This is a genomic window from Shewanella sp. JNE2 (assembly GCF_023159115.1).
Taxonomy (GTDB): domain Bacteria; phylum Pseudomonadota; class Gammaproteobacteria; order Enterobacterales; family Shewanellaceae; genus Shewanella; species Shewanella putrefaciens.
In genome coordinates this window covers 3,407,653-3,423,646 of sequence record NZ_CP096169.1, presented here as the reverse complement: position 1 = coordinate 3,423,646, position 15,994 = coordinate 3,407,653, and the positions used below count along the sequence as shown (strand labels likewise).

At 44.7% G+C, this 15,994-nt stretch carries 14 protein-coding genes; 8 read left to right on the top strand and 6 right to left on the bottom strand.

The window, feature by feature from the left end; translation table 11 throughout:
• Window position 1: 1 nt before the first annotated feature.
• Window positions 2-2,050, bottom strand: coding sequence for a putative bifunctional diguanylate cyclase/phosphodiesterase (locus MZ182_RS15325; protein WP_248065713.1), 2,049 nt, complete (start codon window positions 2,048-2,050; stop codon window positions 2-4).
• A gap of 195 nt (window positions 2,051-2,245) precedes the next feature.
• Between MZ182_RS15325 and pnp the strand changes: the two genes are divergently transcribed.
• From pnp to MZ182_RS15310, 3 genes are all read left to right on the top strand, one after another.
• Window positions 2,246-4,345 (top strand): polyribonucleotide nucleotidyltransferase, encoded by a 2,100-nt coding sequence (pnp, locus tag MZ182_RS15320; protein WP_011788448.1) that lies wholly within the window; start codon window positions 2,246-2,248, stop codon window positions 4,343-4,345.
• 191 nt (window positions 4,346-4,536) lie between these two features.
• Window positions 4,537-5,442, top strand: a complete 906-nt coding sequence (gene nlpI, locus MZ182_RS15315) for a lipoprotein NlpI (RefSeq protein WP_011788449.1) — start codon at window positions 4,537-4,539, stop codon at window positions 5,440-5,442.
• A 766-nt stretch (window positions 5,443-6,208) separates the two neighbouring features.
• Window positions 6,209-6,403 (top strand): helix-turn-helix transcriptional regulator, encoded by a 195-nt coding sequence (locus MZ182_RS15310; protein ID WP_000127614.1) that lies wholly within the window; start codon window positions 6,209-6,211, stop codon window positions 6,401-6,403.
• Window positions 6,404-6,419: 16 nt separating this feature from the next.
• Here the strand turns inward: MZ182_RS15310 and MZ182_RS15305 are convergent, their stop codons facing one another.
• The 3 genes from MZ182_RS15305 to MZ182_RS15295 are packed head-to-tail and all read right to left on the bottom strand — an operon-like array spanning window position 6,420 to window position 8,909.
• A complete protein-coding gene (locus MZ182_RS15305) occupies window positions 6,420-7,661 on the bottom strand; it encodes a tyrosine-type recombinase/integrase (RefSeq protein ID WP_008305558.1) in 1,242 nt (413 codons plus the stop codon).
• A 1-nt stretch (window position 7,662) separates the two neighbouring features.
• Complete coding sequence (locus MZ182_RS15300) at window positions 7,663-7,932, bottom strand: hypothetical protein (protein WP_024024505.1); 270 nt, start codon at window positions 7,930-7,932, stop codon at window positions 7,663-7,665.
• Window positions 7,933-7,934: 2 nt separating this feature from the next.
• Window positions 7,935-8,909, bottom strand: coding sequence for a ParM/StbA family protein (locus tag MZ182_RS15295; protein WP_000497807.1), 975 nt, complete (start codon window positions 8,907-8,909; stop codon window positions 7,935-7,937).
• Between the two features lie 464 nt (window positions 8,910-9,373).
• Here MZ182_RS15295 and mobI point away from each other — a divergent pair, with 464 nt between their 5' ends.
• The 3 genes from mobI (at window position 9,374) to MZ182_RS15280 (ending at window position 12,055) form a co-directional block, all read left to right on the top strand.
• Window positions 9,374-9,820, top strand: coding sequence for a conjugative transfer protein MobI(A/C) (gene mobI / locus MZ182_RS15290; RefSeq protein WP_223419486.1), 447 nt, complete (start codon window positions 9,374-9,376; stop codon window positions 9,818-9,820).
• 364 nt (window positions 9,821-10,184) lie between these two features.
• On the top strand, window positions 10,185-11,153 hold the full coding sequence (locus tag MZ182_RS15285) for a calcium/sodium antiporter (protein WP_248065714.1): 969 nt from the start codon (window positions 10,185-10,187) through the stop codon (window positions 11,151-11,153).
• Window positions 11,154-11,221: 68 nt separating this feature from the next.
• Window positions 11,222-12,055 (top strand): mechanosensitive ion channel family protein, encoded by an 834-nt coding sequence (locus MZ182_RS15280; RefSeq protein WP_248065715.1) that lies wholly within the window; start codon window positions 11,222-11,224, stop codon window positions 12,053-12,055.
• Window positions 12,056-12,063: 8 nt separating this feature from the next.
• Here the strand turns inward: MZ182_RS15280 and umuC are convergent, their stop codons facing one another.
• Window positions 12,064-13,332 (bottom strand): translesion error-prone DNA polymerase V subunit UmuC, encoded by a 1,269-nt coding sequence (gene umuC / locus MZ182_RS15275; RefSeq protein ID WP_248065828.1) that lies wholly within the window; start codon window positions 13,330-13,332, stop codon window positions 12,064-12,066.
• A gap of 7 nt (window positions 13,333-13,339) precedes the next feature.
• The gene (umuD, locus tag MZ182_RS15270; RefSeq protein ID WP_248065716.1) at window positions 13,340-13,789 is read right to left on the bottom strand and encodes a translesion error-prone DNA polymerase V autoproteolytic subunit; all 450 of its coding nucleotides are present in this window, start codon (window positions 13,787-13,789) and stop codon (window positions 13,340-13,342) included.
• Between the two features lie 640 nt (window positions 13,790-14,429).
• On the opposite strand from umuD, the gene MZ182_RS15265 reads away from it, so the two are divergent.
• The gene (locus tag MZ182_RS15265; RefSeq protein ID WP_248065717.1) at window positions 14,430-15,335 is read left to right on the top strand and encodes a 3'-5' exonuclease; all 906 of its coding nucleotides are present in this window, start codon (window positions 14,430-14,432) and stop codon (window positions 15,333-15,335) included.
• 213 nt (window positions 15,336-15,548) lie between these two features.
• Window positions 15,549-15,848: a hypothetical protein gene (locus MZ182_RS15260; RefSeq protein ID WP_087741052.1), complete on the top strand. Its 300-nt coding sequence runs from the start codon at window positions 15,549-15,551 to the stop codon at window positions 15,846-15,848.
• The last annotated feature ends 146 nt before the right edge of the window (window positions 15,849-15,994 follow it).

Genomic DNA, 15,994 nt, shown 5'->3' with positions numbered 1-15,994 from the left:
CCTATGCTCTGCTGTCGATACTTGTGATTGTTGCAGTTTGGCTGGCGATATATAAGGTTTCAAATTCTGCTTGCGGTAATGGCTGACTAAAATAAAACCCTTGGCCTATCTGACATTGGTTTTCCTTAAGCCAGTCTAACTGTAATTCATTTTCAATCCCTTCTGCCACAATGGTCAGATTAAGTTGCTTACCTAACATCAAAATTGTCGATGCAATTGCGCTGTCTTCCGGTAAATCGGATACAAAACAACGGTCGATTTTCATAATGGTGATGGGGAGATGACGTAGATAGGATAGCGAAGAATAACCTGTGCCAAAATCGTCAACGGCGATACCAAAACCTGCCGACTTGAGTTGCTCAAGCTTATTGATGGCCAACTCAATATCATTCATTAATGAGGTTTCTGTAATCTCAATTTCGAGTAACTCTGGTTGAATTTGGTAGCGCAACGCCATTTGTTTGATATCAGATACTAAACTTGCATCAGCAAATTGTTGTGATGCAACATTAATAGCGATGGGGATCGCGAAGTGATACTTTTTTTGCCATTCCCTTAATGTTTTACAGCTTTGCTCTATCACCCAGCGGCCAATAGGAATAATGATCCCAGTTTCTTCTGCAACAGGAATAAATGACATAGGACTAATCAAGCGCCCATCTTTTTGCCAACGAATTAAGGCTTCACAGCCAGTGACTTTACCTGTTTGTAGGTCTAGTTTAGGCTGGAAATAGAGCAGAAATTCATTATTTTTTAAAGCATCATGTAGTGATGCCTCGGTGCGCAATCTTACCGCAGCACGCTCTGTCATTTGCTGTTTAAAAAAGGCCCATTGATTTGAACCAGCCGCTTTTGCACTATACATGGCGATATCGGCATGACGGATTAGATCTTCGGCACTATTGCCATCTTCGGGATAAATTGAAATGCCAATGGATGCCGCTGGGTGAATCGCATGTTCATTCAATTGAATGGGCACATTAAGTTGCACAAGAAGTTTATCGACAAAGTCGGCAGCTTGGTCGGGTGAATGTACGGCATCGGCTAAAATAACAAATTCATCGCCACCTAGGCGTGACACCGTTCCCTTATCACCGACAACACGCTCAAGAATGCGTGCAATACGAGCTAAAAACTGATCGTCGAGTGCATGACCGAGAGAGTCATTAATATTTTTAAAACGATCTAAATCGATAAACATGAGTGCAAAGCTACGTTTGTGTACACGCGACCGTTGGATAGTAACGGCAATCGTTTCGAGTAATAGTGTACGGTTTGGCAGTCCTGTGAGCGGATCTCTTGTTGCCATCTTACGTAGTTTTGATTGCGTTTGACTAAATTGAATAAGGATCTGATTAAATTTTGACGTCACTAAACCGAGCTCATCATCTTTGTGTGCATTGGACACTGGAAGCAGATTTTCATCCGGTGAGTCGGGGTCAATTTTATCAATAGCTTCACTGATCCTCGCGATGGGTTGGGTTAGAAAACGATGAAATACAACCGATAACACGAGGGTGAGTAAGAGGGCTCGCGCCAAAGTTGCGAAGAAACCGAGTTTGAGTTGTGAAAAGAGAGTGTCTGTTAGCTCTTGAGTATCATAGAAAAGAGTCAGAGTACCGATGAGCTGTTGTTTTTGTGTTCCTTCAAAATAGAAGGGGCGGTACAAAGGTCGGGATATTTCTTTTAATTCATCGAAGAGTTTATTACTCAGCGTTACAAACGTCTGAGAATTATTACTTTTAGTATTGCTGACAGAGACAAACATTGAACCATCATCAAGTTCGATAACGGCAGAGCCAACATGCTCAACTTTGATGGCGCCTTCTAGGGTTTGTCTCGCTAAGTTGTCATCAAGAGCCCATACCGCATTAGCCGCGGGTTGCTCAACTGAATTAAGTAATTCTTGTTGAGTGGTGGTGAGCTGCTGTTTTGTTGATAATACAACAAGGGCTATTTCAACTATAAAAATAGCGATGGCAAAAAATAACGCAGTAAAAACAACGAGGTTAGTTTGCTTCCATGTTAGGGATTTAAAGCGACCCGTCATAAAGCTTGTCCTTTATTGTTGTTTTTCACCATAAGGTAGATTTTCCGTATCAGTTTGAAGTACAACTCTTTATCAATTTGTCCACTTTAGTGAAAAGATAGGTCTTTGTCATCATTATCTGCTCTTTATCTATTGTCCTTAATTGCAGTATACTTACGCGCGTAATTCAAGGTCATTAATTAAGGAATGGGTCACGTGAATCCAATTGTAAAGAGTTTTGAGTATGGTCAACATACAGTCACCCTGGAAACAGGCGTTATAGCGCGTCAAGCTGATGCTGCTGTGTTAGCAAGTATGGGTGACACAACAGTGTTAGTCACTGTTGTTGGTAAAAAAGAAGCCGAAGCCGGTCGTGATTTTTTCCCTCTGACTGTTAACTATCAAGAAAAAACCTACGCAGCAGGTAAAATTCCTGGCGGTTTCTTTAAGCGTGAGGGGCGTCCTTCAGAAGATGAGACATTAATTGCTCGTCTTATTGACCGCCCAATTCGTCCTCTTTTCCCTAATGGTTTCAAAAACGAAGTTCAAGTTATCATCACAGTTGTATCTGTCGACCCACAAATTGAGCCAGATATCATCTCTATGATTGGTACTTCTGCTGCATTGGCCATTTCTGGTATTCCGTTTAGCGGTCCTTTGGGCGCTGCTCGTGTCGGTTATATCAATGGTGAATATGTATTGAACCCAACAGTGGCTCAAATTGAAACGAGCCAATTGAATTTAGTGGTTGCTGGTACAGCAAGTGCCGTGTTAATGGTGGAATCAGAAGCCCAAGCATTACCAGAAGAAGTGATGTTAGGTTCTGTTGTTTATGGTCACGATCAACAACAAGTGGTTATTAACGCGATTGCTGAGTTTAAAGCTGAAGCGGGTAAACCAATGTGGGATTGGACTGCGCCAGTGCAAGATGAAACGCTTGTTGCTCAAATTAAAGAGTTGGCTGAAGCGGGTTTAGGGGATGCGTATAAAATCCAAGTTAAGCAAGATCGTTATGCTCAAGTTGCTGTAGTTAAAGCTGCAACGAAAGAAGCGTTATTAGCAAGCAATCCAAATATTGATTTACGTGAAGTAGACAATTTACTGGGCAGCTTAGAGAAGAAAGTCGTTCGTGGTCGTATTATTCGTGGCGAGCCGCGTATCGATGGTCGTGAACCCGATATGATCCGTGCGTTAAGTGTATTAGCGGGCGTATTGCCACGTACTCACGGTAGCGCCTTGTTCACTCGCGGCGAAACCCAAGCCTTAGTAACTTGTACTTTAGGTACTGAACGTGATGCACAGAAGATCGATAGCATCATGGGTGAGCGCACTAATCGTTTTATGTTGCACTATAACTTCCCTCCTTACTCTGTTGGTGAAACCGGCATGGTGGGTTCACCTAAGCGCCGCGAAATCGGTCATGGAAAGTTAGCATGGCGTGGTATTAACGCTGTGATGCCATCGGCAGAAGAATTTCCATACAGCGTGCGCGTTGTATCTGAAATTACTGAATCTAATGGTTCAAGTTCTATGGCGTCTGTCTGTGGTACTTCCCTTGCGCTGATGGATGCGGGTGTACCTATCAAGACTTCTGTAGCAGGTATTGCTATGGGTCTTGTAAAAGAAGGCGATGATTTTGTCGTACTTTCAGACATCTTAGGTGATGAAGATCATTTAGGTGATATGGACTTTAAAGTGGCGGGTACCCGTGGTGGTATTACTGCACTGCAAATGGATATCAAGATCGAAGGTATCACCAAAGAAATTATGGAAATTGCACTACAACAAGCCTATGGCGCACGTGTGCATATTCTAAATGTGATGGATCAAGCGATTGGTTCGCACCGTGATGATATTTCTGATCATGCTCCACGTATCACTACAATCAAAATTAACCCAGAGAAAATCCGTGATGTTATCGGTAAAGGTGGCGCAGTTATTCGTGCTCTGACCGAAGAAACTGGCACTACGATTGAGCTGGAAGATGATGGTACGGTAAGAATTGCCTCTTCAAATGGTGAAGCGACCAAAGAAGCTATCCGCCGTATTGAAGAAATCACTTCAGAAGTCGAAGTGGGCCGTATCTATAATGGTAAAGTGATCCGTATCGTTGATTTCGGTGCATTCGTGAACATTCTGCCGGGCAAAGATGGTTTAGTACACATTTCACAAATCAGTGATGAACGTGTGGCTAACGTGTCTGATCACCTTGAACTTAACCAAGAAGTTGCTGTTAAGGTAATGGAAGTGGATCGTCAAGGTCGTGTACGCTTGTCAATCAAAGAAGCACAAACGAAAGAAGCTGCAGCAGAATAACTGAGTCATAGGCTCAATATTCCATGTGCTTTTAAGTGATTGCATAGAAAGGAGATCAATTGATCTCCTTTTTCTTGGGTCGAATTTAATATAATTGTGATTAATGCTATTCGTTAATAGAAGTCCTCTGGTGGGATTGCTATGATGAATACTCTTCTGCATGTGTTGGGAATCTAAAAAGGTAGAAATGGATGAGTCTTAAAATTAGAACCGCTGTTGTTGCTGTGCTGGCGGGTGCCAGCCTGATGTTGGCTGGATGTGCGACGACCACTCAGTCCCCTTTAGATAACCACAATGATCTTGAAGGCAAGTTAGTCGTAGCGCCTGTGATGCCTGACTATAAAGTCGAGGTCACACTCGCTAAGCTTAATGAGATTTTATCTGCCGTCGAACTGACAAATGAACAGAGAGCCAGATTTCATTATGATCGCGGCGTAATATACGACAGTGTAGGTTTAAGGCTATTGGCGCGTATCGATTTTATGCAAGCACTTAAACTGCAGCCAGATCTTGCTGACGCTTATAATTTTCTTGGTATTTATTATACCCAAGAGGGCGAGTATGACAGCGCCTATGAAGCTTTCGATGGCGTATTGGAACTTGCTCCTAATTACGATTATGCCTATCTAAACCGTGGGATAGCACTTTACTATGGCGATCGAAATGCGCTTGCCATTAAAGATATGCAAGCCTTTTATGCTGGTGATAATAAAGACGGTTATCGTGCATTGTGGTTATATTTGATAGAGTCCAAAGATAATCACGAACAAGCCAAACAGCGGTTATTAGAAAATCGTAAGAATCTTGATAACGGAGTATGGTCAACAGTTATTGTCGATTATTATTTAGGACACAAGCGCCGTGATGATGTGTTTAATGCAGCCAAAGAAGGTTTGACTCATCCAAAAGAATATGCAGAGCGTTTATGTGAAGCGTATTTTTATCTTGCAAAAATGGCGATAGAGCAAAAGCAATATCAAGATGCAGCAAATTACTTACGGCTTACACTCGCGACTAATATCTATGATTTTGTTGAACACAGATATGCCCGAATTGAGCTAGCAAAAGTTAAGGGTTTGCTCGAAGACACAAAATAACCTCTTCAGCCTGGGCTCATCTCGGGCTTTGCCTAGCCAAGTGAGAACTGAGGCGCTATAATTTGCGCCTTTTTAGCGATACTAGTGCATAGGTTAATATGTCAGGCAATAAAGTAGAGGTGGATAAACGTCGTACCTTCGCGATCATATCGCACCCTGATGCCGCCCAGCCTTTCAACGCTTAAAACCACCTTTCATTGCACACCACAATCACATCTCTACGTACTGAATTTAAAGGCTTTTTGTCTTTTTCTCGTTTCTTTGCTTTTCAATGATGTTCAAGCGTAACCTCGGAAAGTGTGTACAAACTTGAGTACAAATTCCGTTTTAGAGGCCTTTGGCGAAATTTCCATGACACAAATCTGGCTGTAGGCCTTGCTGTTACTGGTTTTGATGAAGAAAGTACCTCCTGCTTTTGGCACTTTGGTTTCGACATTACAAAAGCGGAATAAATGCGATCATCTCTAGTTTTTTGTTTATAAGCTTATGAATTTAAAGGGTTCGTCATTGTGGTTTTTGGTGTGTCATCGTTGCGAGTGTACAAACAGTGTATACAAATTTTTCTCGTTAGGCGTGTTGATTACTATTCATGACACAAACCGCCTTGTAGCCCTTGTTATTCATAGGTTTGAGCTGAAAAGTACCTAATAGCAACATTTGTGTTTTGATAAGGCTGATCTTCTGTACAAATCATGCATCTTTCTGACCATCAACAAGTGATGAATCAGGCGATGATAGCTTTACATTGATTTTCAGGAGAATGCAGATGACAGCAGTAGCTCACCAAGTAACCCCTTTTCTAACGTCTTACGAAGTGATGGCTCGTTACCACATTAGCTATACGACGCTTTGGCGAAGAATAAAAGATGGCAGCTTGCCGCAACCTCGTATCAACCGAAATACACGAAACAAGCTGTGGCACATTGAAGACCTAGAAGAGTATGAGAAGAAAGAGGACTGAGCCTCTTTCTTTTATTTTATTGTCCGAAACGCCAGTTGAATGGAAAGCCTGTCGGCTCGATGATGGTCTCTAGCTGTTGATACCAAACGTCGTAAGCATGACGCATTTCATCCAGGTACTGATATTGGTTGTAGATAGCATCCAACCCTTTTTTGCTGTGGCCAATCATCAACTCGGCAACTTCTTGCGTCGTGATGGCAGACATTCGCGTTCGCATCGTTCTGCGAAGATCATGCATAGACCAGTGTTCCATCTCAATACCGAGCGATCTGCGAGCCCAGATTTTCACATTGTTAGGAATAGTGGTATCAAAGCCATTTGTGGCAAGCTCTTCTTGTCCGTTCGCGGGAAACAAGTAAGTTGATTTGCTCATCTGCATCGCCAGTTCAATCAGCTCGATAGCAGGCCTAATCAATGGCCGCATGATCGGCGCTCCAATTTTCTCACCTTGTTTGCGGATCTCTATGGGCACTGTCCACATTGCAGATTGCAAGTCAAAGTGATGCTTTTCAGCTTGAATGAGTTCGCCCTTGCGACCGCCCAATAGCAGAAGCAGTTTTATGTAGATGCGATTCTTCTCAGTGATTTTTGACTCGTGCAAATAGCGCCAAAGTATCCTGATCTCGTTGTCATTTAGCACCCGAGTTCGTTTTCCTTTTTTACCGCCAACCTTTTTTGCTGTGATCCCAGCGGCAGCGTTAATTTCCAAAATTTGTTCATCAATCAGCCAGTCATAAAACTTGTGCAGCACAGACACCAGACGTTCTGTGTTTGAAGGGGACGACTCCGAAACCTCACGAAGACAGTTTCGCAAGGACAATTCATTGATGTCAGTTAATGGGTACTTGCCAAGTCGGGGCAGCAAATATATTTCACTGCTGCGTTTTTGGTAGTGCCACGTTTTCTCCTTTAGCCCTTGCTTACCGGCAGAGTCTATCCAGTCTCGAAAAATCGATTCGAAGCTTTGATTAGCAGAATACTTAGCCCGTTCCTGCTGTAGGTAGAGCTTGGGGTTTCGGCCTTGATCAAGTACTGCCCTTAACCTATCCAGCTCATTCCTGGCTTCAGCAAGCTTCATAAGGGGGTAAGTACCTATGTCTACCCGCTGTTGCTTGCCATCGAACCGATAACGAAACTGAAAAACAATTTTGCCCTTGGGCGATACCCGAGCACTTAGCCCATCTCGGTCGGCTTTTACTACGGTTTCTTTTGCTTCTTTATTTAACCTGGCATCGAGCCAGCTAACTGATAACGCCATGTTATAAGCCCAGCCCTAGTTTTGATTTTAATGATTGTTTACGTGTTTCTGCTTTGGGTTCTGGCGCTGTACTCATAGAAGTAACTTCACCATCTGGTGCAAGGCCATCCACCGGTACAGATGTCGTGGATAGATTGGGTTGGCTCATGTGAATTAACCCAAAGGTGGCCAGCATCCGCAGACGCTCAGCGCGTTCCCGTGGCGGCGTCTTTTCTAATTCTTTGAGCAGTTCAGGGTGGCTCCCTGGGGGAATGTTGACGACAACTCTCATGATCAGGCCCCATAAAACCAGAAGCCTCGGACGTTCGCCAAAACAGACTGTTCCGGCACGATGATCTTGCTTCGTGAAAAAATCTCCTTGGCCGCTTCCTTATAAGCCAAAGCTCCACCTCCGGCGATCAATACCAAGTCCGCATTAATGCTTTCGTCACGCATAGATTGGCGCATGGCTGTAAGAGCAACAGGCGCTACCTTTTTCATGGCGGCATTCAGATAAGGTGAAATATCGACTTTTTCACCAAATAGCAGCACCTGCAAGTCGCCGGTTCTCATGGCTTTTTCAAGTCGATCCATTCCGACTTTGGCACCGTGATCTTCCGAAATCAGCTTATCAATCGTTTCCAGTAGCACGGACATTGCCTGAAGACTTGTTCCTGATGAGCTGTAGCGAATTTCTCCGGCCTCAAGGGCAACCCAGTCAACAGAAAAGAAGCCGGGATCGATGACGACGACGCGACCTTCTTCAATCAAGCCCAAATCACCACCTGTTTGAACCAGATCCATATAGGCACCGGCAGGCTGCGGCAGCACTTTGACGTCATGAACGGTGATGCTGCGCTTTGGCGTCACTTGATGGACACCTTTTAAGCGCTGTACAAGGTCAGACTTACGTTGTGGTTCATGAAACTGGGAAACCGGTAATCCAGTGACAACCAAATCGATGGATTCTGTTTCAGCCATTAACAAGGCGGCATGAAAAAGCGCTTTATAGGTTTTTGTGGTGGGATATTCCGGGTGAAGCTCTCGTTCCCAGCCTTGAAGGCGTCCAGCAGGCACACCAGCGGCCCAACGCTCATTATCGACAGAGACATACAAACAAGTTTCATCATCGCCTCCACCGATACGCTCCGGCATACGATCCGCAGGACCGGCACCCGCAGGCAGAATAATGGTTTTCGGTTCACTGCCTGATTGGCCAATAGCCAGCTTCAGGTTCGAGTAACCGATATCTACGCCTAGTACAAACATACTTATCTCCTGTGCACTCAAAGTGCTCTAACGGTTTTCAATCAACTGCGCTGTTCACGCTTGGGCATTTCCAAGTGCTCTGGCGGTTCACTCAAATGTCATTATCAGGATTCGGTGCACTGGCGGTGGGCAGAAAGGTGACAAATCCTTTCATCTATCTGCCTATTGCATTTTCGCAAAAGTATGAGAATAGGCTCTGTTTGGCGGCTGGTTACCTAGCCCAAAAAATCGAGACGCCAAACGTCGTTTGCATTCTGGCCTGAACTTGCCAAACGGTTTGTATCTTCATGGCGATACGTCTTTTTAGGTGTTTTTAAGTGAAATCGGCTTGTATCCCTTGTCAGGTATGGGATTGCGCGAGTTGATTTATATCGAGACGCCAAACAGTGATTGTTACGGCAGTTTTACGTTTGGCGTTTCGATCCAAAAGCCAAACGGATAGTGGTTTTGGCTTTTGGGGTTAATTGGATGGGGAAATTGGTTTGGTAGAAATCGTCAATGAACAATGGAAAGCAGAGGTATCAGATTTACTTCAGCAAGAAACGGACAGGCTAAAAGCACTGGCACGAGCTGAAGTTGATGACTTTTGGGTTACCCATTACAAGGTTCGTGAAAATGAGCCATTTAAAGATTGGGGGCTGCTTGGTGTCCGTATCAGAGACTTTAAGTATGGCTTTGGCATTGAGTGGTACATCAACAGTTTTCACGGTCAACGAGGCAAGCGCGTTGTCTTTAGCAAGGGTCTGCGTATCTCAAAGACGAAGCTGAGATACTCATTTTTGGACTGCCAAGGTCTAGCCAAAGAATGGGAGTTAGCGCTGGCCATGGAGAAAGAAGAATTCTTCAGTGATGTTCGACGCCAGGTTGATAAGCTCAACATGCTGCGTCGCAGAGTGAACGCTTATTGCTAAGTTGTAAATAGCTATAAATGGTTATATCATTCAGTTCTAACCTTAGGGGAGTAGTCTCTCAGTTTTTACTGTGATAACCGTCAACAGTCTCCGAACAGCAGTTCGTGGCGGTTATGTCCATACTTGGATTGACAAGACTTAAGGCAAATGGCGCTCTCGGGGTGGAGAGTCTCGTTTGCCTTTGTCTAAACCACCCCAAGGAAATACTCATGTCACAGCTAACCATCGTTATTACGATCAACCGATTGGCGTCTTATGCCAGTGGAAATACTCGTAAATTTTCATTCAGTAAAGCCATTAAACAACTTCCAAACTGCATCTCCTTTGATAACAAAAACCATTTTACAAATGGGAGTGTCGTCTAATGTTAGTTGCTTCTTTAGCCATTTTAGGTGGTTTCATTCTATTGGTTTGGAGTGCTGACCGTTTCGTTGAAGGTGCTGCTGCTACTGCTAAACATGCTGGCATGCCGTCATTGCTAATTGGAATGGTCATTGTTGGTTTCGGTACGTCTGCACCTGAAATGGTTGTTTCTGCAATGGCGGCCATTGATGGCAATCCAGATTTAGCCCTCGGTAATGCGCTCGGCTCGAATATCGTCAATACAGGTTTAATTCTAGGGTTAACAGCCATTATTACCCCAATATTGGTGCAATCAAAAATAGTCAGAAAAGAGATCCCTTTATTATTGCTTATTAGTTCTGCGCTCGGTTATTTCCTTTGGGATGGCTCGCTAACACGTTTTGAGTCTGTTCTTCTTCTGGTGGGGTTCTTTACCTTAATTGGCTGGAGTATTTACTCTGCTATGAGAGGTAAAGGGGATAAATTAGAAAGTGAAATGGATCAAGAACTGGTTGAGCACGAGATGCCTATCAAAAAAGCTATTTTTTGGCTGGTGATTGGCTTGATTCTTCTGATAGTGAGTTCACGAGTACTCGTTTGGGGAGCAGTGAGTATCGCAGAGGCACTGGGTGTTAGTGATTTAATTATCGGCTTAACGATTGTTGCTTTGGGCACGTCACTCCCTGAATTAGCAGCATCCATTATTGCAGTTAGAAAAGGTGAGCATGATATCGCTATTGGCAATGTAGTGGGTTCTAACATGTTTAACTTACTCGCTGTCGTTGGTATCGCGGGCGTTATATCGCCGATTACAGGTATGTCTTCCGAGGTTATGTCTCGCGACTGGTTAGTTATGATGGGTTTGACAATCGCCTTGCTATTTATGGCCTATGGATTTCGTGGCGCTGGACGGATTAACAGATTGGAAGGCGCAGGTCTGCTAATCGCATTTTGTGCTTACAACACTTGGCTAGTTTCTTCTGTGATTTGATCACGACATCAAAAAGTATTAAATGTGCATTGGACTCAACTCACATGCGCACAATGAAAGAGAGAGATATGAAAGATTCACTTATTCAATTTTGGCAAAATCATTCAGAGGCAATAGTAGCGCTTGGTTATAATTTAATCTTGGCTATTGTTATTTGGGTGGCCAGCTCACTTATTGCAAAAGCAGTGCGCAAAGCGATTCAAGACACTAACTCTAAGTTGAATAAAGTTGACGCGACCCTGATACCAATATTTTCAACCGTAGCCAGTTACGCGGTTTATGTCATTGGTGGTGTATTTATTTTAGACATCTTTGGGGTAAATACCGCGAGTCTTATCGCTCTAGTTGGTGCCGCAGGGCTAGCAGTTGGTCTTGCGCTTAAGGATACGCTTAGCAACATCGCGGCTGGAATCATGCTATTGATACTTCGACCGTTTAAATCTGGTGATTTTATTGAGTTTGGTTCAACTCAAGGGACAGTTAAAGAGATAAACTTATTCACTACAGTGCTTGAAACCATCGATGGTTTGTATATTGCCTCACCGAATAGCGTCTTGTGGGGAAATAATATTAAAAACTTCACCCGTAATGGTAAACGCCGGATGGATATTGTTGTGGGAATTTCCTATTCAGACTCCATAGATGACGCGTTTAAAATATTGCAAGGTGTTGCAGAAAATGAATCAAGATTGATGTCGGAACCACCGCCTCAGGTAATGGTTGCGTCCATGGCCGACAGTGCAGTAAACATTCAGTTGAGAGCATGGGCAACCAATGAAAACTATTGGTCAGCTTATTGGGATTTGAATAAGCAGGTAAAAGAAGCCATTGAAGCAGCTGGTCTGACTATTCCGTTCCCTCAGCGTACGCTCCACATTATCGAAAACTCAAACAGCAAATGAAGGGAGCATTACCGCACTCGCGGCAACTGGTCCCAGCGTGTTGTATAGGCGGGAGACAAATGCTCTCGCTTCATCGACCAATCTTTCTTCGTACCTTGTCCAGCAAAGAAAACCTTTCCGGCACCGCTTTGATTAATGGTGTCCAATACAGACATTAACTGCTGGCTATTAGAGCGGGTCGATATGTCATCGAATAGTCCTGGTTGAAACATGCCGGGATCGTAAAAGTCAGACAGCATGACGCCCGCTTTGGCATAACGAAAACCATCCTTCCAAATCCGCTTGAGTAAGTGATTGGCCAGCTCGATAAAATCCCGCGTATCGCAACTGGGGATCAGCAACTCACCCGATGCAGAGTTGCTGTACTGCGGCTCGTTGTCCTTAAAGGGGCTGGTACGTATAAACACGGTCAGCACTTTGGCTTGCTGCTGTTCTTTGCGAAGCTTTTCAGTGGCGCGGGTTGCGTATTCACATACGGCTTCACGTAACAATTCGAATTGCGTTACTTTTACGCCAAATGAACGGCTACAGACGATTTGTTTCTTAGTTGGCGGGATCTCTTCAAGTTCAATGCACGACTCACCATTGAGCTCTCTGACGGTTCTCTCTAAAACCACCGAAAACTGCTCTCTGATGGCTCTAGGAGAGGCATTGGCGAGGTCTAAGGCTGTGGTGATGCCCAAATCATTTAAACGCTTAGAAAGCCGTCTACCAACGCCCCAAACATCATCAACTGGGACTAATGCGAGCAATCGACGCTGCCGATCTGGATTGGTTAGATCTACAACCCCCTGAGTGGCTGGATACTTTTTGGCGGCATGGTTTGCCAGTTTGGCGAGTGTTTTAGTCGGTGCAATGCCTACACAGACGGTGATCCCAATCCAGTGACCTATCCGCTCTCGCACTTGTTGTCCGAACTCGACAAGGGATAGGGCAGACTCAATACCGGTTAAGTCCAAAAACGCTTCGTCAATGGAGTAAACCTCTACTCGTGGTGCCATCTCTTCCAAAGTGCGCATCACTCGACTGCTCAAATCTGCGTACAGCGCGTAATTGGACGAGAATGCCAAAATGCCATGGCGCTGCATTTCAGATTTGATCTGAAAGACGGGTACGCCCATTTTAATACCGAGTAACTTAGCTTCACGTGACCGTGCAACCACGCAGCCGTCGTTATTGGACAGCACCACAACCGGCGTATCTTTTAAATCAGGACGAAACAGCTTCTCACAACTGGCGTAAAAGTTGTTGCAGTCCACCAAGGCAAATACTGGCATGGGATAGTCACGACTTGCGGCGCATGTTTCGCACCACATTGGTAACCACGCCAAATATCTCTAACTCTGTCCCTTCAGGAATATGAATGGGCTCATACGCCTGGTTTCTTGGGATCAGCATGACGCACGGCCTCATTTGAAGCTCCTTTACCGTGAGTTCTCCATGGATTCCCGCGATGACAATGTCACCGTGTTCGGCTTGGACAGAGCGATCAACCACCAAAATATCATCTGGGTGAATTCCGGCATCAATCATTGAATCACCTTCAACACGTACAAAGAACGTTGCAGCCGGTCGCTTGATGCACAGCTCGTTGAGGTCGAGCGTTTGCTCAACATAATCCTGCGCTGGGGAGGGAAAACCAGCAGAAACACGTTCCATGAACAATGGAATACGAAGGCGCTTGGCTTTGATGAAGGCAAGTGCGCCGCTACGGCCTATCAGCGAGACACTCATGACGAACCTCGAAAAATCATAATTAATACTGTTTGTTTATACAGTATCTAATGCTATGCTGATTTCTACAAGTAAAATTGTAGGTAAAACTGTAGTTGTTCGAGTAAGACGCTGTGTTGTCGGTGATTTATTTTTTTGTGTTGAAAAGCTTGATGTGGGGATTGCTCGCCCTCGTCAAAGCCTGCAAGGCTTGGACAATACTGCTTCTGCCTACTGCTCTTGTTTCTGTTACTGATCCTGTTACTGCTACTGGTTAACGCATGGGTCAAGTAACCGTCAGACAAGGCTTGTTGAACCCTTTGCAAAGGGTTTAAAAACAGTTAGTAAAATTCTGCTTCGTATTGAATTTACTGACTTAAAGCGAAGTTAGGAGCACCATTAAAATGCTCAGTCGAACTCAGTTCAAGCCTTTTGCAACCGTTTGAAAAGGGGTTGGCTAAGCCATACGTAAAGGGTATCGGTAAGGGTTACCTAAACGGTTTAGCTAAGGCTTTCTGAAAGGCTTAGTCAAAGCCTTCATACATGGGTTCACCCAGTAGAAAGATTAAAAAAACGCTGAGGTATCCAAGGTGCATTTTGTACAACCTGTGACACAGTGAAATAACCCAAAGCGAACAATAGAATTGAAGAGGAACCATCAATGACAAGAGCCCCTGCGCCATTTCCGATAGAGCGCCTCGCGGATATCCCAGAAAGACCAGAAGATTTTAGATTGCTGGAGCGTATTCCATTAACGCGTGAGCCGCAGTCCTGGCCACTTGAACTTTCTCCTATGGTCGGTGATGAACAGCCGATGGTGCTGCTCGATACAGAGACAACCGGACTGTCTGCCGATGATGAGTCCATTATTGAGCTTGGAATGGTTAAGGTGCTTTACAGCCCCTCGGCTAAGCGGATTGTGTCGATTGTTGATGTGATCAGCCTGTATGAAGATCCCGGCAAGCCTATCCCTGAGCTGATTACCGAGTTAACCGGTATTACCGATGAGATGGTGCAAGGCCAGCACATTGATGATTCACTGGTAGCGGGTTGGTTATCCGATGATCCGCTGGTGGTTGCACACAATGCACAGTTTGATCGTCCTTTCTTTGAAAAGCGGTTTGCCGCATTAGGCCATCTATCTTGGGCCTGTTCAGCCAATGGCATAGATTGGAAAGCATTGGGTTTTGAAAGTCGAAAGCTTGAGTACCTACTGCTTCGCTTAGGTTGGTTCTATGAAGGACACAGAGCTGCAACTGATTGTTTGGCGATGGCCTGGTTGTTTCATTTGTTGCCTGAGTCCGTTGCAAACTTGTTGTCTGAGGCAGACAGGCGAACTGTGTTAGTTCGTGCGTTTGGTGCGCCGTTTGACGTAAAGGACTATTTAAAAGAGCGTGGTTACCGCTGGCATGACGGTGTTAAAGGTGCCAACAAACATTGGTGGCGCGAAATCAGCGAAGACGAGTTGCCGCAGGAACAAACTTACCTGGATGATTTGTATCATCGTGGCTCAGAGCATGCCCACTATGAATACAAAGATGCCCGCAATCGATTTAAAGCTTTGTAGCTCTTCACAAGGTAAGCCTTGCATATTTGAAAACCTCTGGAAAATGGAAAGTGAACTTACGTTATACCCAAACTACTTGGTGTTGCAGCTAGGCGGCAAGTGAGCGAGTCCCCATGAGCATAGATCTTCTATGTGATTGGGGTGAGCGAATGCAGGTAACACCGCTGCGGCTGCAAGTAGGCAGGGTATATAACCAACAAGAGGAATCTTTCCATGTACCAAGACACCTACATTGAATACTGGGGCGAAATCTTCGTCTCTGCCCGCATCATTGAATTTGGCATCACGTTCGAGCACTTTCTTAAAGATCCATGGAAGCACTTGATGTCCTGTGGCCAAGAGTCTGCCCCAGACGCGATTGCTGAAGGGATGCTGCCATTGCTACCAGCCCAGGCAGAAGTTGCTAGGCGCATTCGGGAGAGTGAGCAACGAGCTCTGATGTCCACAGACTCGGAAAAAGGGAAGTCTCAAAGCAGTAACATCGTGGTGCCACTGGTTCAGGTGGCGCATTGATAGCTGCTATCACCAATGACACGAAACAAGGTCTTCATGCCCATACCTGAGCGGTAATTGCAATCCAGATCAAAAAGTTGCCGCTTAGTCTTCCCTACAAAATATTTTGTGATAGGATGACACCTAATAAAATTAATTAGGTTGAA